The 24,609-nt window shown below is 67.0% G+C and carries 26 protein-coding genes; 14 read left to right on the forward strand and 12 right to left on the reverse strand.

All coding sequences use genetic code 11. From position 1 onward, the window contains the following. Positions 1 to 28: 28 nt before the first annotated feature. Entirely contained in the window at positions 29 to 2,155 is a 2,127-nt protein-coding gene (locus tag ACV7JP_RS10515) for a S9 family peptidase (RefSeq protein WP_457795631.1), read from the reverse strand. Between the two features lie 444 nt (positions 2,156 to 2,599). Between ACV7JP_RS10515 and ACV7JP_RS10520 the strand changes: the two genes are divergently transcribed. After that, positions 2,600 to 2,890: a PsiF family protein gene (locus ACV7JP_RS10520; RefSeq protein WP_457795632.1), complete on the forward strand. Its 291-nt coding sequence runs from the start codon at positions 2,600 to 2,602 to the stop codon at positions 2,888 to 2,890. 60 nt (positions 2,891 to 2,950) lie between these two features. Here the strand turns inward: ACV7JP_RS10520 and ACV7JP_RS10525 are convergent, their stop codons facing one another. Continuing rightward, positions 2,951 to 3,961 (reverse strand): polyprenyl synthetase family protein, encoded by a 1,011-nt coding sequence (locus ACV7JP_RS10525; protein ID WP_457795633.1) that lies wholly within the window; start codon positions 3,959 to 3,961, stop codon positions 2,951 to 2,953. A 114-nt stretch (positions 3,962 to 4,075) separates the two neighbouring features. Next, positions 4,076 to 4,318 (reverse strand): hypothetical protein, encoded by a 243-nt coding sequence (locus ACV7JP_RS10530; protein WP_457795634.1) that lies wholly within the window; start codon positions 4,316 to 4,318, stop codon positions 4,076 to 4,078. Between the two features lie 225 nt (positions 4,319 to 4,543). Between ACV7JP_RS10530 and ACV7JP_RS10535 the strand changes: the two genes are divergently transcribed. Then, positions 4,544 to 5,218 (forward strand): tRNA1(Val) (adenine(37)-N6)-methyltransferase, encoded by a 675-nt coding sequence (locus ACV7JP_RS10535; protein ID WP_457795635.1) that lies wholly within the window; start codon positions 4,544 to 4,546, stop codon positions 5,216 to 5,218. Next, positions 5,215 to 5,778 (forward strand): GNAT family N-acetyltransferase, encoded by a 564-nt coding sequence (locus tag ACV7JP_RS10540; RefSeq protein WP_457795636.1) that lies wholly within the window; start codon positions 5,215 to 5,217, stop codon positions 5,776 to 5,778. Before ACV7JP_RS10535 ends, ACV7JP_RS10540 begins: the two co-directional genes overlap by 4 nt. Before the next feature lie 74 nt (positions 5,779 to 5,852). Here ACV7JP_RS10540 and ACV7JP_RS10545 read toward each other — a convergent pair whose 3' ends face one another. The 5 genes from ACV7JP_RS10545 to ACV7JP_RS10565 form a co-directional block, all read right to left on the reverse strand. Continuing rightward, a complete protein-coding gene (locus ACV7JP_RS10545) occupies positions 5,853 to 6,233 on the reverse strand; it encodes a hypothetical protein (RefSeq protein ID WP_457795637.1) in 381 nt (126 codons plus the stop codon). Positions 6,234 to 6,283: 50 nt separating this feature from the next. Beyond that, positions 6,284 to 7,771, reverse strand: a complete 1,488-nt coding sequence (locus ACV7JP_RS10550; protein ID WP_457795638.1) for a PAS domain-containing sensor histidine kinase — start codon at positions 7,769 to 7,771, stop codon at positions 6,284 to 6,286. Between the two features lie 178 nt (positions 7,772 to 7,949). Next, complete coding sequence (locus tag ACV7JP_RS10555; protein WP_457795639.1) at positions 7,950 to 8,396, reverse strand: L,D-transpeptidase; 447 nt, start codon at positions 8,394 to 8,396, stop codon at positions 7,950 to 7,952. Between the two features lie 121 nt (positions 8,397 to 8,517). Further along, positions 8,518 to 9,621, reverse strand: coding sequence for a DUF2778 domain-containing protein (locus tag ACV7JP_RS10560; protein WP_457795640.1), 1,104 nt, complete (start codon positions 9,619 to 9,621; stop codon positions 8,518 to 8,520). Positions 9,622 to 9,855: 234 nt separating this feature from the next. Beyond that, positions 9,856 to 11,001, reverse strand: a complete 1,146-nt coding sequence (locus ACV7JP_RS10565; RefSeq protein WP_457795641.1) for a DUF2778 domain-containing protein — start codon at positions 10,999 to 11,001, stop codon at positions 9,856 to 9,858. 267 nt (positions 11,002 to 11,268) lie between these two features. On the opposite strand from ACV7JP_RS10565, the gene ACV7JP_RS10570 reads away from it, so the two are divergent. Beyond that, entirely contained in the window at positions 11,269 to 12,189 is a 921-nt protein-coding gene (locus ACV7JP_RS10570) for a glycine--tRNA ligase subunit alpha (protein ID WP_457795642.1), read from the forward strand. 12 nt (positions 12,190 to 12,201) lie between these two features. Here ACV7JP_RS10570 and ACV7JP_RS10575 read toward each other — a convergent pair whose 3' ends face one another. After that, entirely contained in the window at positions 12,202 to 13,107 is a 906-nt protein-coding gene (locus tag ACV7JP_RS10575; protein ID WP_457795643.1) for a diacylglycerol/lipid kinase family protein, read from the reverse strand. A gap of 457 nt (positions 13,108 to 13,564) precedes the next feature. Between ACV7JP_RS10575 and ACV7JP_RS10580 the strand changes: the two genes are divergently transcribed. Then, the gene (locus ACV7JP_RS10580) at positions 13,565 to 13,954 is read left to right on the forward strand and encodes a hypothetical protein (RefSeq protein WP_457795644.1); all 390 of its coding nucleotides are present in this window, start codon (positions 13,565 to 13,567) and stop codon (positions 13,952 to 13,954) included. A 110-nt stretch (positions 13,955 to 14,064) separates the two neighbouring features. Here the strand turns inward: ACV7JP_RS10580 and ACV7JP_RS10585 are convergent, their stop codons facing one another. Then, on the reverse strand, positions 14,065 to 14,661 hold the full coding sequence (locus ACV7JP_RS10585) for a gamma-glutamylcyclotransferase (protein WP_457795645.1): 597 nt from the start codon (positions 14,659 to 14,661) through the stop codon (positions 14,065 to 14,067). A gap of 328 nt (positions 14,662 to 14,989) precedes the next feature. Between ACV7JP_RS10585 and ACV7JP_RS10590 the strand changes: the two genes are divergently transcribed. The 8 genes from ACV7JP_RS10590 (at position 14,990) to ACV7JP_RS10625 (ending at position 22,210) form a co-directional block, all read left to right on the forward strand. After that, positions 14,990 to 18,445, forward strand: a complete 3,456-nt coding sequence (locus tag ACV7JP_RS10590) for a chromosome segregation SMC family protein (protein WP_457795646.1) — start codon at positions 14,990 to 14,992, stop codon at positions 18,443 to 18,445. Between the two features lie 90 nt (positions 18,446 to 18,535). After that, a complete protein-coding gene (locus ACV7JP_RS10595) occupies positions 18,536 to 19,027 on the forward strand; it encodes a hypothetical protein (RefSeq protein WP_457795647.1) in 492 nt (163 codons plus the stop codon). Beyond that, complete coding sequence (locus ACV7JP_RS10600) at positions 19,011 to 19,190, forward strand: hypothetical protein (RefSeq protein ID WP_457795648.1); 180 nt, start codon at positions 19,011 to 19,013, stop codon at positions 19,188 to 19,190. Before ACV7JP_RS10595 ends, ACV7JP_RS10600 begins: the two co-directional genes overlap by 17 nt. Positions 19,191 to 19,540: 350 nt before the next feature. Further along, a complete protein-coding gene (locus tag ACV7JP_RS10605) occupies positions 19,541 to 19,864 on the forward strand; it encodes an AtpZ/AtpI family protein (protein ID WP_457795649.1) in 324 nt (107 codons plus the stop codon). A gap of 80 nt (positions 19,865 to 19,944) precedes the next feature. After that, positions 19,945 to 20,712, forward strand: a complete 768-nt coding sequence (locus ACV7JP_RS10610) for a F0F1 ATP synthase subunit A (protein WP_457795650.1) — start codon at positions 19,945 to 19,947, stop codon at positions 20,710 to 20,712. A 45-nt stretch (positions 20,713 to 20,757) separates the two neighbouring features. Beyond that, positions 20,758 to 20,982: a F0F1 ATP synthase subunit C gene (locus ACV7JP_RS10615; RefSeq protein ID WP_424361346.1), complete on the forward strand. Its 225-nt coding sequence runs from the start codon at positions 20,758 to 20,760 to the stop codon at positions 20,980 to 20,982. Between the two features lie 111 nt (positions 20,983 to 21,093). After that, the gene (locus ACV7JP_RS10620) at positions 21,094 to 21,699 is read left to right on the forward strand and encodes a F0F1 ATP synthase subunit B family protein (protein ID WP_457795651.1); all 606 of its coding nucleotides are present in this window, start codon (positions 21,094 to 21,096) and stop codon (positions 21,697 to 21,699) included. Positions 21,700 to 21,712: 13 nt separating this feature from the next. Further along, positions 21,713 to 22,210 (forward strand): F0F1 ATP synthase subunit B family protein, encoded by a 498-nt coding sequence (locus tag ACV7JP_RS10625; RefSeq protein ID WP_457795652.1) that lies wholly within the window; start codon positions 21,713 to 21,715, stop codon positions 22,208 to 22,210. 39 nt (positions 22,211 to 22,249) lie between these two features. On the opposite strand, the gene ACV7JP_RS10630 is transcribed toward ACV7JP_RS10625, so the two are convergent. Further along, complete coding sequence (locus tag ACV7JP_RS10630; protein WP_457795653.1) at positions 22,250 to 22,834, reverse strand: hypothetical protein; 585 nt, start codon at positions 22,832 to 22,834, stop codon at positions 22,250 to 22,252. A gap of 18 nt (positions 22,835 to 22,852) precedes the next feature. Beyond that, positions 22,853 to 23,386, reverse strand: a complete 534-nt coding sequence (locus ACV7JP_RS10635) for an invasion associated locus B family protein (RefSeq protein ID WP_457795654.1) — start codon at positions 23,384 to 23,386, stop codon at positions 22,853 to 22,855. Positions 23,387 to 23,736: 350 nt separating this feature from the next. On the opposite strand from ACV7JP_RS10635, the gene coxB reads away from it, so the two are divergent. Next, positions 23,737 to 24,606 carry a cytochrome c oxidase subunit II gene (coxB, locus tag ACV7JP_RS10640; protein WP_457795655.1) on the forward strand — a complete coding sequence of 290 codons (870 nt, stop codon included), beginning with the start codon at positions 23,737 to 23,739 and terminating at the stop codon, positions 24,604 to 24,606. Positions 24,607 to 24,609 lie beyond the last annotated feature (3 nt).

Consider the following 24,609-nt stretch of genomic DNA (forward strand, 5'->3'; position numbering starts at 1 on the left):
AATCTGTCGGGAGTTGCGATCCTGGTTTCTAACCGCCGGCGCGGTGCGCGCATGCGATCGCGAAGGCGTATTCCAGCGCCGTATCCGCCAGCGCCTCGAAGCGCCCCGAGGCGCCGGCATGGCCCGCGCCCATATGGGTATGGAGCAGCGCCGGCCCGCCGCCGGTCATAGTCGCGCGCAGCTTCGCCATCCATTTCAAGGGCTCCCAATAGGTCACGCGCGGATCGGTCACGCCGGCGATGGAAAGGATCGGCGGATAATTCTGCGCGCGCACATTGTCGTAGGGCGAGTAGGCGGCGATGCGGTCATAGACCTCCGCGTCCGCGATCGGATCGCCCCATTCGAGCCATTCGGGCGGCGTGAGCGGCAGGTCGTCGCGCAGCATCGTATTCAGCACGTCGACGAAGGGCACGCCGGCGATGACGCCCGCGAAAAGCTGCGGCGCTTCGTTCAGAACGGCGCCCATCAGCATGCCGCCGGCCGAACCGCCCTGCGCGACGACGGCGCCCTCGCGCGTATAGCCGGCCGCGATCAGATGGCGCGCGCAGGCGATGAAATCGGAGAATGTATTCGTCTTCTTCTCGAGCTTGCCGGACTCGTACCAGGCCCAGCCCTTGTCGGTTCCGCCGCGTATATGGGCGAGCGCATAGACGAAGCCGCGATCGACCAGCGACAAGGCGTCCTCGTCGAAATCCGCGGCGAGCGAATGGCCATAGGCGCCGTAGCCGTAGAGCAGCAGCGGCGCGCCCGCGCCGCCCGGCGCGAAATCGGCGCGATGCAGCAGCGTGACCGGGATGCGCTCGCCATCGTCGGCGGCCGCATAGAGCCGGCGCGTGACGTAGTTCCTCGGATCATGGCCCGAAGGAATCTCCTGCCGCTTACGGAGCGTGCGGGTGCGCGCGCCCATGTCGTAGTCGTAGGTTTCCTCCGGCGTCGTCATGGAGGCGTAGACGAAGCGCAGCGTGTCCGTGTCGAATTCGAGGCCTGAATCCAGCCCCAGCGCATAGGCCTCCTCCTCGAAGGCGATGGCGTGATCCTCATTGGTCGCGAGATCGCGCACGATGACGCTCGGCAGCGAATTCTCGCGTACCGCCCAGACGAGATAGCGCGCATAGACCGTGAAGGCGACGATCATCGCGCCGGCCCTATGCGGCGCGACGTCCCGCCAATTGGCGCGCCCGGGCGCGGCGAGCGGCGCGACGGAAAGGCGGAAATCGTCGGCGCCGTCGGCATTGTTGTGGATGTAAAGCAGATCGCCATGCGGCTCCACGTCGTAGCGCAATCTGGGCTCGCGCTTTGCGACGAGGCGCGGCGCGGAATTGGCGTCGCGCAGATCGACGAGCCAGCATTCGGAGGCGTCATGGCCGCGAATGGCGACAATCGCGAAGCGCCGGCAACGGCTCTCCTCCAAGCTCACGAACCAGGCGCCGTCTTTCTCCTCGACGATCAGCCGGTCGGTCGCCGGATCGGCGCCGACCTCATGGCGGCGGACCTGCGCGGTGCGATGGTTTTCGTCCACGCGGACGTAAAGGAACGACTTGGAGTCGGCGCTCCAGACGACGGAGCCGTCCGTGTCCCTCACAATGTCGGATCGGTCGATCCCGTCAGCGAAAGCGCGCGTGCGGATGGCGTAGAGCTCGGAGCCCATATCGTCGACGCTCCAGGCGAGCTGGGCGTGGTCCGGCGAATGCGCCGTCTCGCCAATGTCAAAGAAATCGCAACCCTTCGCCAGCGCCTCCCCGTCGAGCAGCACGGTCTCCGGGCCGCCGCCGCGCGGCGTGCGGCAATAGAGCGGATGCTCGGCGCCGTCGCGAAAACGGCCGTAATAGGCATAGGACCCGTCATTGTCCGGAACGTCCGCATCGTCCTCCTTGATGCGGCCGCGCAGCTCCCTGACGAGGGTCTCGCGCAGTTCCTTCAGCGGCGCGACGACCCTGGCGCAATAATCATTCTCGGCCTTCACCAGTTTGGCGATGTCTTTCGGCAGCGCCTTTGGATCGCGCAGCACGTCGCGCCAATTCTCGGCGGCGAGCCAGGCGTAAGGGTCGTCGAGCGCGCGGCCATGGGTGACTTTCCGCGACGGGCGCCGCTCCGCGACGGGCGGCGTCGCGGACAGATCAAATTGCGCCCTTTTGCTTTTCCTCGGCTCGACCATCTTCCGTCCTTGCGCCCTCGCGCGTCCCTCCGCGCCGCAAACCGCGTCATTCGCGCAAGCTCCCGGCAAGATTTGAGCCGTTAGCCTTAAAGCCCGACAGAGCGGCTTTGCGAGTGGGAATTCGCCATGACCTACATGAATCTGGACGTCGAATGCAATGAGCCGGCGGGCCCGCGCGGGACCGGCCGCCCTTCGAAAGGCCCGAAATCATACGGCGTCATGCCGGCCCATGTCTTTTTGCGCCTGTTCCTCTCGGCTTTCGCCGCGATTCTCACGGTTCGCCGGTGGAAGGAAACGTCGCGGGCGTTTCCCGGATCGGCCGGTCGTCGCCGAGACATTTTCACCAAAATGTCATAGTCTCGCCCCGGCCGCCGCGCGCAAGACGACGGCCGAGGGAGAGTCGTGAAGCCGCGCGGCCGGCTTCTGCAACGAAAAAGAGACGTTATGTTGAAGAGCATCAAGATTGTTTTCGCCGCCGGCGCTTGCGCCGCGCTGCTTGTCGGCGTTTCCGCTCATGCGGAGACCGTGTGGAAGCCGCCGGCGGAAATCGCGCCGAAGGCCGCCGAAACGGGCGCCGCCGCCGCTCCGACCGCCGAGACCGCCGCTCCCGCCGCGGCCCCGGCCACCCCGGTCTCCAAGGCCGACAAGGAAAAGAGCTGCAGCGAGCAGGCCGCCGCCAAGGCCCTGAAGGGCAAAGCGAAGAAGCAGTTCAAGGCCGAGTGCCTGAAGTCGTGACGTAAAAACGCCGGCCTCAAGCGACGCTCGGCCGGCGTTTTTCTCTTCCTTTTCGGCGCGTCAGTAGACGCGCTCGATGCAGAAATCCACCACTTCGAGCAGCGCGTTCTTCCAGGGCGAGGCCGGGAAGATCTCCATCGCGTCGCGCGCGATCGCGCCGTAATGGGCGGCCCGCTCGATCGTGTCGTCGAGCGCCTTGTGCTTCTTCATCAGGCCGCAGGCGGTCTCGACGTCGCCGTCCTTGATCTCGCCCTTTTCCAGCGTGCGGCGCCAGAATTCGCGCTCCTTGTCCGTGCCGCGGCGGAAAGCCAGCACCACGGGGAGCGTGATCTTGCCCTCGCGGAAATCGTCGCCGACATTCTTGCCGAGCTTGGCGGAGGAGCCGCCATAGTCCAGCGCGTCGTCGATGAGCTGGAAGGCGACGCCGAGATTCATGCCGTAGCTGCGCGCGGCGGCCTCGTCCGCCTTGGGCTTGCCGGCGAGCATGACGCCGACCTCGGCCGCGGCCGCGAAAAGCTCGGCGGTCTTGCGGCGGATGACGCCCATATAGGCGTCCTCGGTGGTCGTCGTGTCCTTGGCGGCGTTGAGCTGGAGGATCTCGCCCTCGGCGATCACCGCGGCGGCCTGCGATACGACGGTGAGCGGCGGGATCATGCCCGGCTCGACCATCATCTTGAAGGCGTGGCCGAGCAGGAAGTCGCCGACGAGCACGCAGGTCTGGTTGCCCCAGAGCATGCGGGCGGCGATCTTGCCGCGGCGCATGTTCGACTCGTCCACCACGTCGTCATGCAGCAGCGTGGCCGTGTGCATGAATTCGATGCCGGCGGCGAATTTGAGGTGGCCGTCGCCCTTGTAGCCGCACATGCCGGCGGTGGCGAGCACGAGCATGGGCCGCAGGCGCTTGCCGCCCGCCGAGATCAGATGGTTCGCGACCTCGGGGATCGTGGTGACGTCCGAGCCGGTGCGCTGGATGATGAGCTGATTGGTGCGCTCGAGGTCCGGGCGGATCAGTTCGAGAAGGCTGTCGAGGCCCGCGGCTTTCTTCTCTTCGAGCGGAATGACTATACCCACGGGCCCCCCTACGGCCTAAACTTTTAACGGCCGGGAATTTACGTCCTTGCGCACTTACCGGCAAGTCGCAGCCCGGGCAAGGCGCCGGCGGGACCTTTTTTGACGAGCGCAGGCCTAATTCAAAGGCTCCCGCGCCGACGCGGCGATGGCGCGGGCGAGCCTCTCGCTCTGCTCGGCGACGCGCGTCGCAAGCAAGGCGAGCCGTCGCGCCGAGTCGTCCTCCGCGCCGGCGCAGAAATCGCCGATGGCGAATTCGAGTCCCCGGCAGCAGAGCGCCAATTCGCCGAGCCTTCTGCCGAGCTCCGCCTCTTCGACGAGGCCGTCGTCTTTAACTTTGCCATAGAGGCGGATCGTCATGGCGAACCTGTGATTTCGAGGGTTTGGCCCCAAGCGCCGCGACTTCTTGCCACGGCGGCGCCAAGCGCAGGGTTAAGCGAAAGGTTAAAATCTTATTCGATCGCGGAAGATTTCCGTTCGCGCGCCGCGAAAGCGCCGGCGCGCCGGGGGCCGCGCCGAGAGCGGGGCGGGCCGGCAAAAATTTTGCGATTGTGGAAAAAAGGGCGACATGGGACTTTCCGGGCGATGAGCGGCGACGAGGCGGACGGTTTTCTCGGCGGGCGGCTGCGCCTCAAACAGGGACGGGGCCATCGCGCCGGCCATGACGCGACGCTGCTCGCGGCCCTCACGCCGCCGGACCAGACGGGGCTGATCCTCGATATCGGCGCCGGGGCGGGGGCGGTCGGGTTGATGGCGGCCGCGCTGGCGCCGGGCGCGGCCGTGGGCCTTGTCGAGATCGACCCCGAGAGCTGCGCGCTGGCGCGGGAGAATGTCGCGCTGAACGGGCTCTCGGCGCGGGTCGCCGTGCATGAGGCGGACGTGACCTCGGCCAAGTCCCGCCGCGCCTCCGGGCTTGCCGATGAAAGGGCCGCCCTGGTGCTCACCAACCCGCCCTTTTACGAAGAAGGCCGGGTGCGCGTGACGCCTGACCGGGCCAGGGCCCGCGCCCATGTCGCCGCTGTTCCTCTCGCCGAATGGGTGCGCGGCGCGCTTGCTTTGCTCGCCCCCGGCGGAACCTTCGCCATGATCCATCGCGCCGACGCTCTGTACGAGTGCCTCGCGGCGGCGCGGGGGCGGCTCGGCGGCGTGACGGTGCAGCCGGTCTATTCGAAGCCCGGCGCGCCCGCGGCGCGGATATTGGTCACGGGAGTGAAGGGCTCGAAAGCGCCGACGGCGGTGCTGGAGGGGCGGGTGGCGTGAGCGCGCGGGACGTGGAAGCTGACCGCACGGCGCCCGTCTGGCGCGGGATGCGGCGGGACGATCTCGCGGATGTCTGCCGCGTCGCCGGAAGCGTCCATCCGGACTTGCCGGAGCGGCGGGAGGTTTTCGAGGAGAAATTCCGTCTGTTTCCCGCCGGCTGTTTTGCGCTGGAGCTGAACGGCGCGCTCGCCGGCTACGGCATCTCCCATCCCTGGAAGCTCTATGAGATTCCGCCGCTCGACGCCTTTCTGAAAAGGCTGCCCTCGCCGCCGGATTGCCTCTACTTGCACGATGTCGCGGCGACGCCCGCCGCGCGGGGATACGGAGCCGCGGCGCGATTGATTCGGCGTTTGAGCGGGGTCGCCCGAAAGGAGGGCCTCGCTTGCTTCGCACTGGCCTCTGTCGGCGGGACAGACGGCTTCTGGCGCGGAATGGGCTTCGAAGCCGTCTCCGAGGACAGGCTTGCCGGGAAGCTGGAAAGTTACGGGCCGGGCGCCCTCTACATGATTAAGGAGATCGGATGCGGGCGCGCCGATTCCTCGGACGATGCGTCCGGATAGAGAAAGCGCCCTCGATCACGCTGCGATAGGGGATCGCGCAGCGTGACCCGGCGGATTCGAGAAGGGCTTCGCCTCTACTCCACGATGCTCGCGCGGATGATGAGCTTGGCGCCTTCGCATTCGACATAGCCGACGAGGCCGCGGCTCTGGGCGCCGCCGCTTGCCGGCGGATGGCCCTTCCAGACGCAGCCCTTCTTGCCGTCGGTGCGGTCCGTGAGGGCGATGGTGTAATTGGCGCCTTCGGCCTCGCCTTCGAATTTATAGGTGAGCGGGGCGCCGTTGCCCATTTGCATGGAGGCTTCGCCGCTGACCTTGCTTCCTTCGGTCTTGACGGTCCAGGAGCCCTGGGCGCCCTTGATGCCGCCGGTATTCTCCTCGGTCACGAGCCAGGTCGCCGCCGAAGCGGGGACGCTCGTCGCCAGCAGCGCGGCGACGGCCAAAGCGGACTTATGCATGGTCTCCTCCCTATGTCTTTATCGCGACCACCTTGGCGGCCGTCACACATCTAGGCAAGCGGGTCCCTGACGGCAATCGTGCGGCGCGGAAGCCTCAAGGTAAACTCGCTGCCGCGCCCGGGCCCCTTGCTCTTCGCCTCGATCTTTCCGCCATGCATGTCCACGAGGCGGCGCGCCAGCGCGAGGCCGACGCCGAGACCGCGCTGGGCGGCGACGTCGCCGGGGCCGGCTTGCGTGAACATTTCGAAGATCGAGCCGAGCATTTCCGGCGGAATCCCCTGCCCATTGTCGCGCACGGTCACGACGGCCTCGTCGTCCTCCCGCCGCGCCGCCAGCTCGATCCGGCCGCCATGGTCGGTATAGCGCGCGGCGTTGTTGAGCAGATTGGCGAGGACTTGCGTCAGGCGGACGGGATCGCCGAAGACCGTCAGCGGCGCGGCCGGAAGGTCCGTCACGAGCGTATGGCCCTTGGCGTCGAAAGCTGGTTGCGTCAGCTCCACCGCATGGGCGAGCAATTGGAGGAGATCGACCTCCCTGCGCTCCAATGAAATCTTTCCGTGGCTGATGCGCGTCATGTCGAGGAGGTCGTTCACGAGGCGCGAGAGGTGGTCGACCTGCCGTCGCGCCATCTCCAGGACGGCGCGCATCTTCTCGTCCGCCGCGCGGCCGCTCGTCCCCGTCATGCGCCCAAGCACGTTGATGGCGTTGCTAATCGGCGTCAGCGGGTTGCGCAATTCATGCGCGAGCATCGCCAGAAATTCCGATTTCCGCCGATCGGCTTCCCGCAGCGCGCTTTCCATCTCCTTGCGCTCGGTGATGTCGTAGACCGCCCCCATGGCGCGGACCGCCTTGCCCTTTGCGTCGAACTGCGCTTCGCCCCTCGACTTCACCCAGCGAAGCGCGCCGTCATTGGCGCGCAGGATACGGAAGTCCAGATCGATCGCTCCTTTTCCGGCGAGCGCCGATCTGGTCGATTCCTCGACCTTGGCGCGGTCCTCCGGATGCACGCGCGCGACGAAATCCTCGTAGGTCAGCGGCCCTCCTCTCGTCAGCCCGTAGATCTGATACCATTCGTCGTTGAGATAGGTGCGGTTGAGCTCGATCTCCCAATCCCAAATGCCGATCTGTCCCGCCGATTGCGCGAGGCGCTGGCGCGCCAGCGCCTTCTTGAGCGCCTCCTCCACATGCTTGCGCGGCGTGATGTCGTCGCAGAAGATGATGACGCCCCCGATCGCGCCGTCGGCGTCGCGCCAGGGGCGCGTCTCCCATTTCAGCCAGATCGTCGAGCCGTCGGCGCGTTCGAAACGATCTTCGCTTTGGTGGATCGTCTCGCCGGCGAGGGCGCGGCGATGCACTTCCTTCCAACGCTCGGGAATTTCCGGGAAAACCTCGTAATGCGAACGGCCGAGGGCGATGCTTTCGATTCTGTGATTGACGAGCCAGTGATGGCTGAAGGCGAGGTAGCGCATTTCGCGGTCGAACATCGCGGCGCCAATGGGCGCGTCTTCGATGAAGAGCCTCAACTCGGCCAAATGCATGAGATCGCCTCTCCGAGCCAGGCGCCGGCGCCGCGGGGCGCTCATTTACGCGGGGCGCGCTCCGGAGGCCAGCAAAATCCCGGAGCGCGCGGCGAAAAAGCGCGAAGCGGCCTTCCGCCAGGCGCGCTCCGACTTTGGGTTCGGTCGCGTTTTCCGCGATCGAACCAAAGCGCCGGCGCTAACGGCCGATCGTGATGCGCGCGCCCTCGCGTCTCACCATGCCGTAAAGCTCGGCGGCGTGGCCCGGCGACAGCCGCACGCAGCCATGAGAGACCGGACGGCCGAGCGCGCGCGTCGCATAAGTGCCATGGATGGCGTAGCCGCCGGAGAAGAAAATCGAATGCGGCATGGGCGCGTTGTCATATTTGCTGGAATAATGCATGCGCTGCAGCCCGCGCGCGGAGAAGCTTCCTCGCGGCGTCCGGTAGCCCGGCCGCGCCGTCGAGACCGGCCAGCTATAGCTGCCGCTCGACGAGGCCACATGCATGCGCTGGCGCGAGAGATCGATGTGAACGCGCACGGTCGCGTCCGCGGGCGCCGCCGCGAAGAAGGCGAGAGGCAAGAGAAGACGCCACAGCCGCCGCATATCAACCTCCCGCGCGCCCGATTGATCGCTGGGACGCATGGAGAGATATGCGTCTCCTTCCTGCGCGGTCGAGCGCGCCTTTGGGCTAAAATCGGAGGTTTTCGATAAAACGAGGACGCCGCCGGAAGGTTGGCTTCGAAGAGCCGCGCGCAGGCGCGGCTTACATTCGCGCGACCACGACCAGCCGCTTCACCTCGCCGCGCTTATAGGCGTTCAGGAAAGCCTGATAGTCGCGAAAGGAAACGCAGCCATTGGAGTCGCCGTTCGGGCCCAGCATATAGGTATGGGCGAGAAGGCCGGCGCGGCCATAGACGTTGCCGCTGATCGGCGTGAGGCGCAGGGCCTCGACGCCGTGGAACAGCGCTTCGCGGGGCGAGAGCGTGTAGACGCTGGGGGGCGTCGGGCCCTTCATGCGGATATGCGCGAAGCGCGGATCGTCGAGATGCTCGCGCAGGCCCGAATGCGCCTCCAGGCGCGTGCCGTCCGGCATGTAAACCGTGTGGGCCGAGATGTCGTAGACCGCCGTGCCGTCGCCGGCGCGCGAGGCGGGGCCGGTCGTGACCGATTGCGCGGGCGCGGCCGGCGCGACGGCGCTGGTCAGGCCGCTGAAGAGCCCGCCGCTGGCCGGCTCCTGCGGCGCATAGGCCATGGCCTGCTGCATGGGCGCCGGCTGCTGGCGACGGGCGTTGCGTCCCGTCGGCGCGGGCTGCGGCTGCGCGGCCTGCTGTTGCTGCCCGGCGCCGGCGCCGCCGAAGATCTTCTCGAAGAAGCTGCGATTGTCGCCCGGGACCGGCGCCTGGGCGGGCGGCGCGGGAAGCGCGGCCTCGCGCATCGGGACGGGCTCCGCCGTCCGGCTGGCGAGATTTTTCAGCTCGGCCGGGCGGCGCGGCGGCAGCGGGACGTCGGCTTCGGGATAGGCGGGCGCCGCTTCGGCGACGGTCTCCGGCTGCTGCGGGGCCGGCGCGGCGGGTTCGACTTTGGCGTCGAGCGCGGCGGCCTGCCGGGCGGGCTCCGTTTCGGGCGGCGCGGCGGCGGCGGTGCGGGCCCACGGACCGAGACCGACCACCATCGGGCCGTAAGGATTGACCGCCGGCGCCGGCTGCGGCGCGGCGGCGATCGACGGCGCGGGTGAAACCCGAGGACGGAAGCCGTGCCAGCAGGCGAGCAAGCTCAGGGAAAGCGAACCCGCGCCCAGCACCGTATAGGCGAGGAGCCGGCCGCGATCGCGAGACAAGAAGCCATGTAGCGTGTTGGTGTTCTTCACGATCCGCCCCCGAGTGATCTTTGCGTTGCGCCTTTCGACCGCGATCGGGGGCATGGTGAGCGAATCAATGCTCCGATCCGTCGTTTCGGGCGCGCAAGAACGCCGCAGCAACACTCTGGAAAAGCATCGCGGCCTTGCTTGGGCTGGATTTAGGCGAAATCCTGGCTGTGAGCGGGCGCTTCGATGGACGGCCAAGAGGCCGTCCGATCATGAAAAACGATTTGTAACAGTATGTTACATATGGGCGACGACGGCAAGGCGCCGGATTTCGCCGCGCTTATAGGCGTTCAGGAAGGCGTTGTAGTCGCGGAAGGACACGCAGCCATTCGAGTCGCCATTGGGGCCGAGCATGTAAGTATGGGCGAGGAGGCCGGCGCGATGGTAGATCGCGCCGCCGCCGCCGACCGGATTGAGCCGCAGCGCCTCGACCCCGTGGAACAAGGCCTCGCGCGGCGTCAGCTCATAGAGATGCGGCGGGGTGGGGCCGCGCATCCGCAGATGGACGTAGCGCGGATCGTCGAGATGCTCGCGCAGGCCGGAATGGGCCTCGAGCCGCGTGCCGTCCGGCATGTAAACCGTGCGGGCGGAAATGTCGTAGACGGCCGTGTAGCGGTCGTAGCGCGCGGCGGGATTCGCCGGCGCGACGGCGCTGCGCAGACCGCCGAAAAGCCCGCCTGCGTCATTGGTCGAGGCATAGGCCATTTCGCGGCGGCTCGTCGCTTGCGGCGCGGCGGCCTGGGGCGCGCCGCCGAAGAGCCTTTCAAAGAAGCCGCGATGGTCGGCGGGCGCCGCCGGCACGATGGTCGTGCGCGCGGCCGGGGCGTCCTGCCGCGCGATCTGGCGCGGGGCGGGCAAAGGCGCCGGCGGGACCGGCTCGGCGGGGACCGGGGCCGCCGCCGTCTCATGGCGCTGCTCCCTGGGCGCCTCGGGCTTCAGCGCGACGGAAAGCTCGGCCGGCCGGCGCGGGGGCATGGGGACATCCGCATAGACGGGCGCGGATTCGGCGAGCGTCGTCCGCCATTCGGCGGGCCGCATCGGGGGCAGGGGCGCCAGGGCGGTCCTGTCGCCGCCTCTCCCGGCGGGCGCGGACGCCGCCGCCTCGGCCTGCGCCACGAAGACATTGTATGGTTTCGCGCATGCGCCGCGCGGCGCGAAGGCGCCCGGCGCATGCGGGCCGATATCCGAGAGATAGGAGCCGCGCAGGCCGATCCCGCCGGCGCTCGGCGCGGCTTCGGCCGCCTCCGGAGCCGGGTCGACCGCGCTCTGCGGGAAGAGAAGGCCGGCGGCGAGCACGCTGGTGAGCAGCGCGCCGAGCGCCGGAACGATCCGGCGGACGCCGCGAGGCGCGAAAACGCGAGGATACGAGACCATGTTACGCATGGCTCGACGCTAGCGCCGGGGAGCTTTAGGATTGGTTTACGGGGGATTTATCGAAAAGCGCGTTTTTTCGTCGATTTCGAGGATCGTGAAGAAATTCTGAACCCGGATTTCGGCCATGCCCGCCTCCCGGCCGATCCGGCCGCGAGCGCCGCCCCCCGGGGGTCTTGCGGGTCTTTGGGGAGTCTTGGGCGGGGCCGGGAAAGCGGCATTGACGGGCGGCGGCGGCGCCCCTAACCGTTGCGCGACGCCGCTTCACCGGACAAACGCATGATCTCGCTCCGCCCCGCCGATTCCTTCCAGGACCTCATCCTCACCCTGCAGAATTACTGGGCGGCGCAGGGCTGCGTCATTTTGCAGCCCTATGACATGGAGATGGGCGCGGGCACCTTCCATCCGGCGACGACCTTGCGCGCGCTCGGCCCCAAGGCGTGGCGCGCCGCCTATGCGCAGCCCTGCCGGCGTCCCAAGGACGGGCGCTATGGCGAGAATCCCAACCGCCTGCAGCACTACTACCAGTTCCAGGTGATCCTGAAGCCCTCGCCGGCCAATCTGCAGGATCTCTATCTCGCTTCGCTCGCGGCGATCGGGATCGATCCGAAGCTGCACGACATCCGCTTCGTCGAGGACGATTGGGAGAGCCCGACCCTCGGCGCCTGGGGGCTCGGCTGGGAATGCTGGTGCGACGGCATGGAGGTCTCGCAATTCACCTATTTTCAACAGGTCGCGGGCTTCGAATGCGCGCCCGTCGCGGGCGAGCTGACCTACGGCCTTGAGCGCCTCGCCTGCTATCTGCAGGGCGTCGACAGCATCATGGAGCTGAACTTCAACGGCCGGGTCGGGACGGAGAAGGTGACCTATGGCGACGTCTTCCTTCAGGCCGAGCAGGAATATTCGCGCCATAATTTCGAAGCCGCGGACACGGCGAAGCTCTTCGAGGACTTCAAGGACGCGGAGGCGGAATGCCGGCGCCTGCTCGATTTCGGCGCGGGCTCGGGCGACGAGATGCATCGCATGGCGCTGCCGGCTTACGACCAGTGCATCAAGGCGAGCCACGCCTTCAACCTGCTCGACGCGCGCGGCGTCATCTCCGTCACCGAGCGCCAGAGCTATATTCTGCGCGTGCGGGAGCTGGCCAAGGCCTGCGGCGCCGCCTGGCTGAAGACGGCCGGCGGCGGCGCGAACGCCTGAGGCTCCTCGACCTCAGGCGAGAATGTCGAGCGTCTCGTCCGCCTCGCGTATATCGACCGGCGTCGGGCCGAGATAGTCCCCGTCGATCTGCGCCGCGCCGCCGCGCAACGTCGCCCTGCGCACCGCGAGCTTGCGGATGCGCCCGGCCGCGTCGAGCCGGCCGCTTGCGAAATAGCGGACGAGGGCGAGCGTCGCGCCGAGCGAAATCTCGGTCAGCGCGACGAGGCTCAAGCCCGGCCGCGTCACATCCGCCGCGGCGTCGATGACGAAGCGCCCGCCGTAATATTTCGATTTGGCGACCACGACGCATTTCGCCCGCAGCGTCCCGGCGTCGGTCTCCGCCTCTATGTCCGGAAAATCGCCGCGCGCGAGAATTTTCGCGGCGGCGATGGCGTAGGCGAAGCGCCCGAGCGCCTTCTTGAGCCCGAGATCGACCGATTGAACGACCGCCGCGTCGAGGCCGGCTGAGGCCATCAGCACGAAGGGCCGGCCATTGGCGAGGCCGACATGGAGCGGCTTCGTCCCGCCGCGCGCGAAAATCTCGGCGAGCGCCGCGCTCTCCTCGGGGAGACCGAGCTCCTGGGTCAGCACGTTGACCGTGCCTTGCGGAATGACGCCGAGCGCCGGACGCGGGGCGGGCCGGGCGAGAAGGCCGCGCACCGCCTCGTTGATCGAGCCGTCGCCGCCCGCGACGAGCAGCGCGTCGGCGCGCGTCGCTTCCGCGAGGCGGCGGATATGGCCCTGCCGGACGGCGTCCTCGACGACGACGCGGCGGCCGCGCGCCGCAAGCTCCGCCGCGACGGCGGAGGCGAGACGCCGGCATTCGCCGCCCGCGTCGGGATTGACCACGATGATAAAGCTTTCGGCCGGCGCGCGACCGGCTTCAGGCGGCTCGCGCCGTTCGGCGTTGGCAATCAACTCGCTGCGCTCCATTCTCCCGGGCCTCGCCTCGCAGGAGCGGGCGACTCTCCGCTTATCCCCAGGGGAAGGAGCTGAAAACCGGAAATTCGCGCCTTTGGGCGCCCAAAGATGAGGCTTTTTGTGCAAGATTACAAAAAACATGTTGACTCATGCGAATAAATGTCGCAGTCGCGCTCCGCTGTGTTCCAGCTTGAAACAGGGGGCGGCTCCCCCATCTGTAAGGTTCAATGGTTGCGTTCCAGTTTCGTCATGCGCGTTGGCGCACATTCTTGAGATGCGGCGCCGGGCATAAGGATGGGCGAGACGGGTAACCGTCTTGCGTCGCAAGCTCTCGCGACGCGGCGCGCGCCCGTCGGGGCTTTGTCCAGGAACCCGGGGCTCTGGCGGGCGCGCCTTGACTTTGTGCTGTGTTTGTTCTAAACATGTTCTAGTTTCGCTCCCTGGCAGGGTCGTCATGCAACGCTACACTTTCTCGGCTTCCTCTCTGCGCCGCGCCGGAAGGGCGCTGGCGACCCGCGGGCAGGAACTCGACTCGCTTGCGGGCTCGGATTCGCTGCGCGGCCGTTTCTTCTCCTGGCGCGGAGTCACGGGCCGCCGCTATGTCTGTTCCGTTTTCCAGCGCGGAGAAGAGGGTTTCGTTTCGGATGTCGAGAATGGCGCAATCATCGGCGTGGCGCGGGACGGGGCGGCGCTGCGGCCGGTCTGCTTGTTCTCCGCCGGCGAGGGCCGTCGCGCGCCCGCGCTTCGCGAATTGGCCCAGGAGCTCGGCGTCGCTGAATGGCATGTTCACTTTTGCCCGGACGCCGCAGCGATCCGCGATCTTGCGGGATCGCTGCTGAACTGAGCTTTGCGTGGCGTTGCGTCTGTTGCGTGCGTCCTTTGTTCTTCGAGGCGTTGCGTGAGCGTCGGTTCCGCTTGGCGTGAAGGGTGAAGCGTTCGCGCATTGCGAGTCTTTTAGCGGCCGGGGCTTGCCCCGGCCTTTTTTTGTTCCGGCGCGGCGCGGCAGGAGCTTTTGTCGAGGCGCCGCACGATCTCCGCCAACTCGGCGTCGTGAATGTCGAGCTGGAGGAGGTGCTCGTAGGTATTGCGGACATAAGCGGGATTGTCGCCATTGATCCCGACCCCCTCCGCGACAAGCCGCGTCATCTCGTCAAAGGGCAGGCGACCCGCATATTGGCAATGGCTGCGATCGACGACATAGGCCAGAGCGTTGACGCAGCCGCCCTCCGCGAAGCGGACGCCGATCGTCTTTTCGAGATAGACCGAGGTCACGAGCTCCCGCTCGCGCAGATAGCAGATCGTCTTCTCGCGATTCCTCGCGGCGACGCGGAAGGCCACGCCCTGGCAGGAGCCGCCCTTGTCGAGGCCGAGAACGAGCCCCGGCCGCTCCGGCGTGCCGCGATGCACATGGGAAAAGATGCAGAGCGAGCGGTGATAGCCATGGATCCAGGCGAGCGCGCTTTCGGCGTAATCGAAGCCCGGCCGCCACATTAGCGAGCCATAGCCGAAAACCCAGAGATCCTCGTCGCAGCAGGAAGCCGTCGCCAACAATCTATCCCTCGACTAGCGGCCTTTGGAGCGCGCCGGTTGAAAGCCGGCTATTGTGAAAAACGCGCTCTGAACCTTGAAATCCATCGCGTTTTCCGTGATCGGGCGATTCCGCCCGATATCGGCGCGACCTCGCGGCGATTCACCCCGCCGGCCCGCATTTTTTCGGGCGCGCCCGTGCATTGCAACAGGAAAAAGACGGCGCCGGGGGCGCGCCCGAAAACGCGGCGGCCTTCCGATAGGCCGCGCTCCCGGCGCCTGTCGTTCTTCCCACAACATATTGCGGGGGCTTCCTTGCATTCGTCATTCTTTTGTGGCGCATTTTTATGTCATGAAATTCGAGCGCCTGCGGCTTCTGGGCTTTAAAAGCTTCTGCGAACCGACCGACTTCCTGATCCAGCCGGGGCTCACCGGCGTGGTCGGGCCGAATGGCTGCGGCAAGTCCAATCTCGTCGAGGCCCTGCGCTGGGTGATGGGCGAGAATTCCTACAAGAACATGCGCGCGTCCGGCATGGACGACGTGATCTTCTCCGGCGGCGGCTCGCGCGCGGCGCGCAATTTCGCGGAAGTCGGCCTTGTTCTGGACAATTCCGCGCGTCTCGCGCCCGCGGCCTTCAACGACGCCGATTCGATCGAGGTCACGCGCCGAATCGAGCGCGAGCAAGGCTCGACCTATCGCGTCAACGGCAAGGAAGTCCGCGCGCGCGACGTGCAGCTTCTCTTCGCCGACGCCGCCACCGGCGCCCGCTCGCCCTCGCTGGTGCGGCAGGGGCAGATCGGCGAGATCATTTCGGCCAAGCCCCAGGCGCGCCGCCGCATTCTGGAGGACGCCGCCGGCGTCGCGGGCCTCCATACCCGCCGTCACGAGGCCGAGCTGCGGCTCAATGCGGCTTCCGAAAATCTTACGCGCCTTGAGGACGTTCTGAAACAGGTCGAGAGCCAGGGCGACAGTCTGCGCCGCCAGGCTCGGCAGGCCGCGCGCTATCGCGAGCTCGCTGGCAGGATCCGCCAGAACGAGGCGCTGGTCGCGCTCGTCTCCTACCAGATCGCCTCCGACAGCCTGCGCGACGCCGCGCAAAAGCTCGAAGCCGACATCGCCAATGTGCAGGCCCGCACGCTGGCGCAGGCCGAGGCCGCGAAGCTGCAGGCCATCGCCGCCCATGAGCTGCCGAAGCTGCGCGAGAAGGAGGCCGAGGCCGGGGCAGCCATGCACCGCCTCGTCGCCGCGCGCCAGGCGCTGGAGGCCGACGAGGAGCGCGCCAGGCGGCGCATTTCCGAGCTGGCGCGCCAGATCGAGCAGTTCATGCGCGATTTCGAACGCGAGCGCGCCTTGATCGAGGACGCCGCGCAGGTCGCCGAACGGCTGGAGGAGGAGCGCGCCGAGCTCATCGGCGCCGATTCGTCCGACGGCGAACGCGAGGCCGAGGCGAAAGAGCGCCTCGCCGGGATCGAGGCGGCGCTGGCCGAGGCCGAATCGCAGCTTTCCGACGCGCAGCAGCAGCTTGCCGGCGTCAACGCCCGCCGCGGCGCGCTCGAATCGGCGTTGCGCGACGAGACCGGCCGCGTCGCCCGATTCGAGGCGGAACTCACCCGGCTCGATACGGAATTCGCGCTGATCGCAGGCCAGGGCGGCGGCGCCGAGGAGGCCGCCCGCCTCGCCGAAGCTTTCGAAATGGCGGCCGAAGAGGCGCGCGCGGCGGACGAGGCCGCGCAAATGGCGGAAGAGGTCCAGCGCGACGCGCGCGAGGCCGAATCGGCCGCGCGCCAGCCGGTGGAGCAGGCGGCGCTGAGGGCCCAGCGGCTGGAGACCGAGGTCCGAACGCTCGAAAACCTGCTTCAGTCCGCCTCGGGCGGGCTCTGGGCGCCGGTCGTCGAGAGCATGACGGTCGAGAAGGGTTACGAGACCGCGCTCGGCGCCGCGCTGGGCGACGATCTCGACGCCTCGGCCGAAACCTCCGCCCCCGCCCATTGGGCGCTGACCTCCGGCGCCGGCGATCCGCCGCTGCCGCCCGGCGTGCGCGCGCTCGGCGAGATGGTCGAGGCGCCGCCGGCGCTGCGCCGCCGCCTCGCCCAGATCGGCGTGGCGCTGCGCGTCGAGGGCGAAAATCTGCGCAAGCTCCTGAAGCCCGGCCAGCGGCTCGTCTCCAAGGAGGGCGATCTGTGGCGTTGGGACGGCTTCACCCAGGCCGCCGAAGCGCCGACCCCCGCCGCCCGCCGCCTTGCGGAGAAAAACCGCCTCGCCGATTTGCGCGCCGAGGCGGCGTTAGCCCGCGCCCAGGCCGACGCCCTCGCCGAGGAGCAGGAGGCCGCACGCGAGGCGACGCGGCTCGCCGCCATGGCCGACGCCCAGGCGCGCGACGCCCAGCGGCGCGCCCGCGCCCGGCTGGAGGAGGCCCGCGAGCGCCACAACGCCGCCGAGCGCCGTCTCGCCCAGATCGGCCAGCGCCTTTCCGCGCTGGAGGCCGCCAAGGCCCAGACGCTGGCGAATCGCGACGAGGCCGCGCAGAAGCGCGACAATCTCGCCGCCGAGCTCGACGCGCTGGAGGAGCCGGCCTTCCTCGCCGGGGCGCTGGAAAGCCTGCGCGCCCGCGCCATGGTCGAGCGCGCCCAGGCGAGCGAGGCCCGCGCGGCGCTCACGAGCCTGCGCAACGAGGCCAACGCCCGCGCCGCCCGAGTCAACGCGATTCTCCGCGAGATCGCCTCCTGGGCGGAACGCCGCGACCGCGCCCAGGACCGGCTCGGCGAGCTGGAGGAGCGTCTCGAATCGGCGCGCGAGGAGCAGGAGCGCCTCGCCGAATCGCCCGACGCCTTCCTGGACCAGCGCCGCGCGCTGATGAACGCCCTGGCGGACGCCGAGGCCGCCCGCAGCGACGCCGCCGATGAACGCGCCCGCGCCGAGACGCGCCTCGCCGAAGCCGACCGCGCCGCCCGCGCCGCGCTTGACGCCATGAGCGCCGCCCGCGAGGAAAAAGCCCGCAGCGAGGCGCAATTGGAGGCGGCGAAGCAGCGCGCCGCCGATATTGAGCGCGCCATCCTGCACGATCTCGAAACGACCCCGGCCGCGCTCGCCAATCTTGCGGGCGTGAAGGCGGGCGACGAGCTTCCGGAGATCGCCGAGATCGAGAAGCGGTTAGAGGCCCTGCGCGCCGATCGCGAGCGCCTCGGCGCCGTCAATCTGCGCGCCGAGGACGAACTCGCCGAAGTCGACGCACAGCGCGATAAAATGATCGCCGAGCGCGACGACCTCGCCGAGGCGATCAAGAAGCTGCGCGCCGCCATAGCGAGCCTCAACAAGGAGGGCCGCGAGCGCCTGCTCGCCGCCTTCGACAAGGTCAACGCCCATTTCAAGGAGCTGTTCACGCTTCTCTTCGACGGCGGCTCGGCGGAGCTGCAGCTCGTGGAAAGCGACGATCCGCTGGAGGCGGGTCTCGACATTCTCGCCCGTCCGCCGGGCAAGAAGCCCGCGGCGATGTCGCTGCTCTCGGGCGGCGAGCAGGCGCTCACCGCCATGTCGCTGATCTTCGCGGTGTTCCTCACCAACCCTTCGCCGATCTGCGTGCTCGACGAGGTCGACGCGCCGCTCGACGACTACAATGTCGAGCGCTTCTGCGACCTGATCGACGAAATGCGCAAGAAGACCGACACGCGCTTCGTGACGATCACCCATAATCCGATCACCATGGCCCGCATGGACCGGCTCTTCGGGGTGACCCAGGCCGAGCGCGGCATTTCGCAGCTCGTCTCGGTCGATCTGGAGCAGGCGGAGAAATTTGCGCTGGCGAGTTGACGAGGCGAAACGCGGTCTTTGGACAGTGTCTCAGTTTGAGTTTCGACTCGCCAGCCAAAGGCGCCGTAAATCCTTCAGGTCAGGCTAACCATGTCCAGCGATTTCGCGACCGCGCTCGAAGTCGGTGACCGGGAAGCCGTTCGCCGTGCTCCGAAAGCTGATTTCCACATCCATGGAATCGGGGGCGGCGATCGGGCATTTCTACGTGAGAGGACCGGTGTCGATATAGCCCCCGTGGACCGGGTGCTCGGCTCAATGGCCGAGATGCACGCCTTCGCGGACGAGAAGTTCTCAGCCCTCTTCGCTGGCGCCGCGGGTCGCGCCCTGGCGCTCGAAGCGACCTTTGTTCAAGCGCGGAAGGATGGCGTCACGCGCCTCGAAGTGGGCGAGGATGTGTGGAGCATAACTCTCTACGAGGGCTCCGCTCAGGCGGTCTGGAGAACTCTACAAGAGGCTCATCGGGCTGGCGGACCGGACATCGATTGGGTTCCACAACTCGGCATCTCACGGCCACTGCGGCATCGCAGCTATCGAACGCTGGGCGACTCCCCTTCTCGAGCTTGGGGTGTTCGAGACGCTTGACCTGTCCGGCGATGAGGCGGCGCAGCCGATAGAGGCGTTCGTCCCAATCTACCGCAAAGCGCGTGCGGCGGGCCTCCGCCTCAAGGCGCATGTCGGCGAATGGGGGACGGCGGATCCTCGAACGGATCAAAAAGCGCCGTCGTCCGGCAATCTATCTGATTGAAAGCGTTTTTTGCGGCGGCGAAAATTTCGAGGACGCTTTCGAATAATCGAATCTCCAACGCCGCGACGATGCAAAGGAGGCTTCCGCCCTTCGCAAATGCACAAAGTTTCAGCCCGCGCGAATCGCCGCAATCGGACTTTTTACTTCGAAAACAATCTATTTGCGCAAACGGCCGCCGCCTTGACTTCGCCGTGGCCCGTCAATATGTTGCGCCCGGCTCGAAAGGGCTTGGCCGCGAGGCCGGGTTTTTTCGGTCAAGCCGCCCCCAAAAGCATAAGACAATCCCCCGAACAAGCCGTCCCGGCCATCGTTCATTTTGCGCGCCCCTCCCGGCGCGACGGAGAGAGCCGATGAACGAGGACGACAAGCGGGACGCCGAACAGGACGCGCTCAATGCGCGGCTCGAGAAGCTCGACGCGGCGCTCAAGCAGCGCGAGGAAGAGCGACTCGCCAAGGAGGCGCCGCCGCCCGAGCGATTGGGGCTGTCGAAGGCGCTGAGCGTCGGGCTCAACGCTTTTGCCGAATTTGCGGGCGCGGTGCTGGTCGGCGGGCTCATCGGCTGGAAGGCGGATGAATGGCTCGGCACCAAGCCCTGGCTGATGATCGTGCTTCTCGGTCTCGGCATAGCGGCCGGCTTTTGGAACATCTATCGCGTCGCGAAGCCCAAGGCTTGAGCGGGCGCGATCGGAACGAGACCTAGGGCGCATTTTGCGCCGTCAATCGAGGGCCGGGCGGAGACGCCCGGGCAGGGACGATGAGCAACGAAGCAGCGGCCGCGCCGAATCCGATCGAACAATTCGAACTGCACCGCTACTTCCCGCACGAGATCGCGGGCTTCGAGACCTCCTTCACCAACGCCTCGCTTTACATGCTGCTCGCGGCGCTCGGCGTCGTGCTGCTGATGGTCGTCGCGACCTCGCGCAAGGCGATCGTGCCCGGCCGCTTCCAGGCGCTCGCGGAAATGCTCTACGAATTCGTCGCCAATACGGTGCGCCAGACGGCCGGCAAGGAAGGGATGAAGTTCTTCCCCTTCGTCTTCTCGCTTTTCTCCTTCATACTCATCTCCAATCTGATCGGCCTCATCCCCTACACCTTCTCGGTGACGAGCCAGATCGTCGTGACCGGCGCCTTCGCGCTTTTCGTCATTCTGCTGGTGACCGCCTACGGCTTCTACCGGAACGGCTTCGGCTTCCTGAACCTCTTCGTGCCGCATGGCGTGCCGCTGCCCGTGCTGGTGATCCTCGTGCCGATCGAGATCATCTCCTTCCTGTCGCGCCCCGTGTCGCTCTCCATTCGTCTTTTCGCCAACATCCTCGCGGGCCATGTGACGCTCGCGGTGTTCGGCGGCTTCGTCGTGCTGCTGCTCGCGGCCGGCGGCGTCTATCAGGCGCTGGCGCCGATTCCGCTGCTCGCCATCGTCGCGCTCTATGCGCTGGAGCTGCTCGTGGCCTTCTTGCAGGCCTTCGTCTTCAGCGTCCTCACTTGCGTCTATCTCAACGACGCGATTCATCCGGGCCACTGATAAACATCCAACAATAAACGTCGCCCAAACAAGCAGGAGAGTCCTATGGCTACTGAAATGCAACTGGTTGGCGCGGGTCTCGCCGCCATCGGCACCGGCGCCGCGGCGATCGGCGTCGGCCTCATCTTCGGCAACTTCGTCAACGGCGCCCTGCGCAATCCGTCGGCGGCCGCCTCCCAGTTCACCAACGCGATCATCGGCGCGGCGCTCGCCGAAGGCTTAGGGATTTTCGCCTTCGTCATCGCGCTGCTGCTGTATCTGAAGGCCTGAGCCTTTCCTGAGATTTCGCAAGGCGCGCGCTTCATGCCGCGCCTTGCGCCGCACGCCCCGTAGAGGCGCTTCGCGTTTGAAAACCGCGCGCCGCGTCGAAGATTTTGGATCATGTCCATGGCGATCATCTCTTCCGCCCAGGCCGCCTCCGCGCAAGCCGCCGAGGCCGAGCAGGAAACTCCCGCGACGCATGAGTCCGTGGGCGCGCCGGGCGGCGAAGCCCATCACGAAGGCGTCTTCCCGCCCTTCCAGACCGAGAATTTCGCGCCGCAGCTCGTTTGGCTCGCTTTGATCTTCGGCTTCCTCTACATTCTCATGTCGCGCCTTGCGCTGCCGCGCGTCGGCGGCATCATCGAGAACCGCGAACAGAAGATCGCCGCCGATCTCGACGCCTCGCGCGAGATGCAGGCCAAGGCCCAGGCCGCCGCCGCCGCCAATGACGAGAATCTGCGCCTGCGCCGCGAAGAGGCGCAGACGATCGGCCGCGAGGCCCAGCAGAAGATCGCCGACACGGCGAGCGCTCAGCGCGCCCGCGCCGAGGCGGACGCCGCCGAGAAGATCCGCGCCGCCGAGGCGCGCATCGCAAGCGCCAAGGCCTCCGCTCTCGCCAATGTCGAGGCGATCGCGCTCGACGCGGCCGCGTCGATCGTCGAGAAGCTGACCGGCGCTCCGGCGGATCGGGCGAAGCTCGCCGCCGAATATAAATCCGTGAACTGAGGAGACGCGTTCCATGCAATTCGACGCGGAATTCTACGTCGCCGTCGGCTTCACGATCTTCCTGCTCGTGCTGCTCTGGGCCGGCGCCCATTCAAAATTCGCCGCGCTGATCGATGCGCGCATCAACCGCATCAAGAGCGAGCTCGCCGAGGCCGAGCGCCTGCGCGCCGAGGCCGAGTCGCTCCTCGCCTCCTTCGAGAAGAAGCGCGAGGAAGCCGAGGCGGAGGCCAAGGCCATCGTCGCACAGGCCAAGGAAGAAGCCGAGCTCATCGCCGCCGAAGGCAAGCGCCGCCTCGACGAATTCATGGCGCGCAGCGTGAAGCAGGTCGAGCAGAAGATCGCCCAGGCCGAGGCGCAGGCCGCCGCCGAAGTGCGCGCCGCCGCCGCCGACGCGGCCGTGAAGGTCGCCGAGCGCGTTCTGAGCAAGGGCGTCGCCGGCAAGGACTTCGTCGCGGCCGGCATCAACGAGGTGAAGTCGCTCGCGGAGCGCGCGCGCTACGTCTCGAACTGAACGCAGCGAAAAAGAAAAACTATTGAGGGGCCGCGCGCGTCAGCGCCGGCCCTTCTTCTTTTTGGCGACCGGGTCCGCCGCGCCTTCGGTGAAGCCGATGAGGATTTCATATTCTTCCTGGGCCTTCGCGGCCGAGGGAACCGTGATCGGATCCGGGAGCAGACGGAAGTCGGCCCGCGCGGCGCCGGAAGGAATGGTCGCGCTTACGCGGTAGTTCTTCGTCGTGACGATCGAATCGTCCTTGGTGCGGCGCAGGGCCACGCGGATCGTCCCGCCGAAAGCGCCGGGCGCGCCCGTGGGGCCGAGCATGGCGTCGCCCTCGACGCCGACCTTGACGGTCAAATTGGCGCCGTCGACGATGCATTCGCGCGCGGTCGTTTTGATCGACACCTGGTGATGCACATTGGCCGCGTCGGCGCCGGCCGGCGAACGGATCATTTGCGCGCCGTCCTCGATCACGATGACGGGACAATCCGTCGTGGCGCCGGGCGTCTGCGGCGCGCTTTGCCCGCCCCCAAGCATTTCCGGCACGCCGACCTTCGGGAATTCGAAAGCGGCGGCGTCTTGCGCGGCGAGACCCGCGGCGAGGGCGAGAATCGCCCAACCTGCATAAGCTGTCTTCATCTAAGCGAACGCGCTCCTTCAGGGGAGTTTCGAATAGCCTTCCTTGAAGCCTTGAAGAGTGAGCGGCAGGCCGATCCCTTCCTCGGGCACCTGATGAATGATGAAGGTCGCCGTCTTGCCGCTCTTCAACTGATCGATCAGCTTGTCGTCCATCACGACTTCAGCGACGCAACCGGTTGGCAGACATTTGACAAAGCCGGCGCGTCCGATGTCCGTTTCGTCGATTTTCAAACCAAGGCCGTTCGGAAGCAGCACGCCGAGGGGCGCGATCACGCGCAGCAGACGGCTTTTGCCGTCGCTCGTTTTCAAAACGATGACGACGAGATTGACGTTGCTCTTGTCCTCGGCGACGACGCTCTGGATCAGCGCGCACTGTTCCGCGGAGGCGCCGGCGGGCGTTTCGCAACGGATTTCCCAATCGCCATATTTCGACTTCACGACGCCTTGCGCCGGAGCGTCCCCGGCGGCCGCCATTGCGAGAAGGGAGCCGGCGACGCCCGCGACGAGTTGTCGCAACGGGACGAAGGATGTCGCAGCACGCAAAGACTTCATGATCGCTCCAGCGGCGGACGCGCCTCCATGCGTCGACTTTGCCGGCAAAAACAGGCCGCATCGCGGCGGCGCGCCGCGCGGGAGAGGCCGCTGTTGCCTAGCAAATGGGCCCGGACTGTCAAGACGCGAGGCGCGCGCGACGGCGTCCGGGAAATCGCGGCCGCAACCGCGCGGGCGCCCGTCGGGCGCGACTTTTTGTCAGCCAAAATAGGGCGACGCAGCAATTGCGCGGGGCCAGCGTTTGTGGTTGAACCGGGCCATGTCGGGCGAAAGCTCTCGGCGGCGGAAGCGCGTCCGAAATTTGCATAAAAACCAGACTGACTGACGAGAAGGTGCGAAAGGCGACCTGCATGTCCACGGGCAATCGAAACTACCTTTCTGGCCGAGCGCTTGCGGCGGCAGTCGCGCTACCGGTCGTCCTCTTTGCCGGCTTCGCCTACGCCCAGGTGGAGGGGCAGCCGACTCCCGGCGGCATCGGCCTGCCGGCGACGGTCACCGAGGTCGGTCGCGAGACCCAGGCGTTCTACAACGCCCTCCTGCTCCCGATCATCACCTTCATTGCGCTGTCCGTTCTGGGCCTGTTGCTCTACGTCTCCTGGCGCTACAACGAGCAATCCAACCCCGTTCCGTCGAAACTGACGCACCATACGGGCCTCGAGATCGTCTGGACCCTGGTTCCGATCCTCATCCTCGTCGCCATCGCCATCCCCTCCTTCCGCATTCTCGCCCATCAGGTCGATATTCCGGAATCGAAGATCACGATCAAGGTCACGGGCAATCAGTGGTACTGGTCCTACAAATATCCCGAGGATCAGGGCGGCGGCTTCGGCTTCGACCAGCTCATGAAGCCGGAGAACGAGCTGAAGGAAGGCGAGCCGCGCCTCCTCGCCGTCGACAATGAGGCCTATGTTCCGATCAACGAGGTGGTGAAGCTGCAGATCACCGCCAATGACGTGATCCATTCCTTCGTCATCCCGGCCTTCGGCGTCCGTATGGACGCGGTCCCGGGCCGCCTGAACGAAACCTGGTTCCGGGCCGAGAAGGAAGGCGTCTATTACGGCCAGTGCTCCAAGATCTGCGGCAAGGACCACGCCTTCATGCCGATGGCGATTCGCGTCGTGAGCCGCGAGAAATATGACGAGTGGCTGGCCGAGTCGAAGAAGAAGTTCGCCGCCGCCGAGTCTCCGACGCGCCTCGCTTCGAGCGAACAGGCTCGCTGAAAC

It is taken from the genome of Methylocystis sp. S23, from assembly GCF_054106005.1.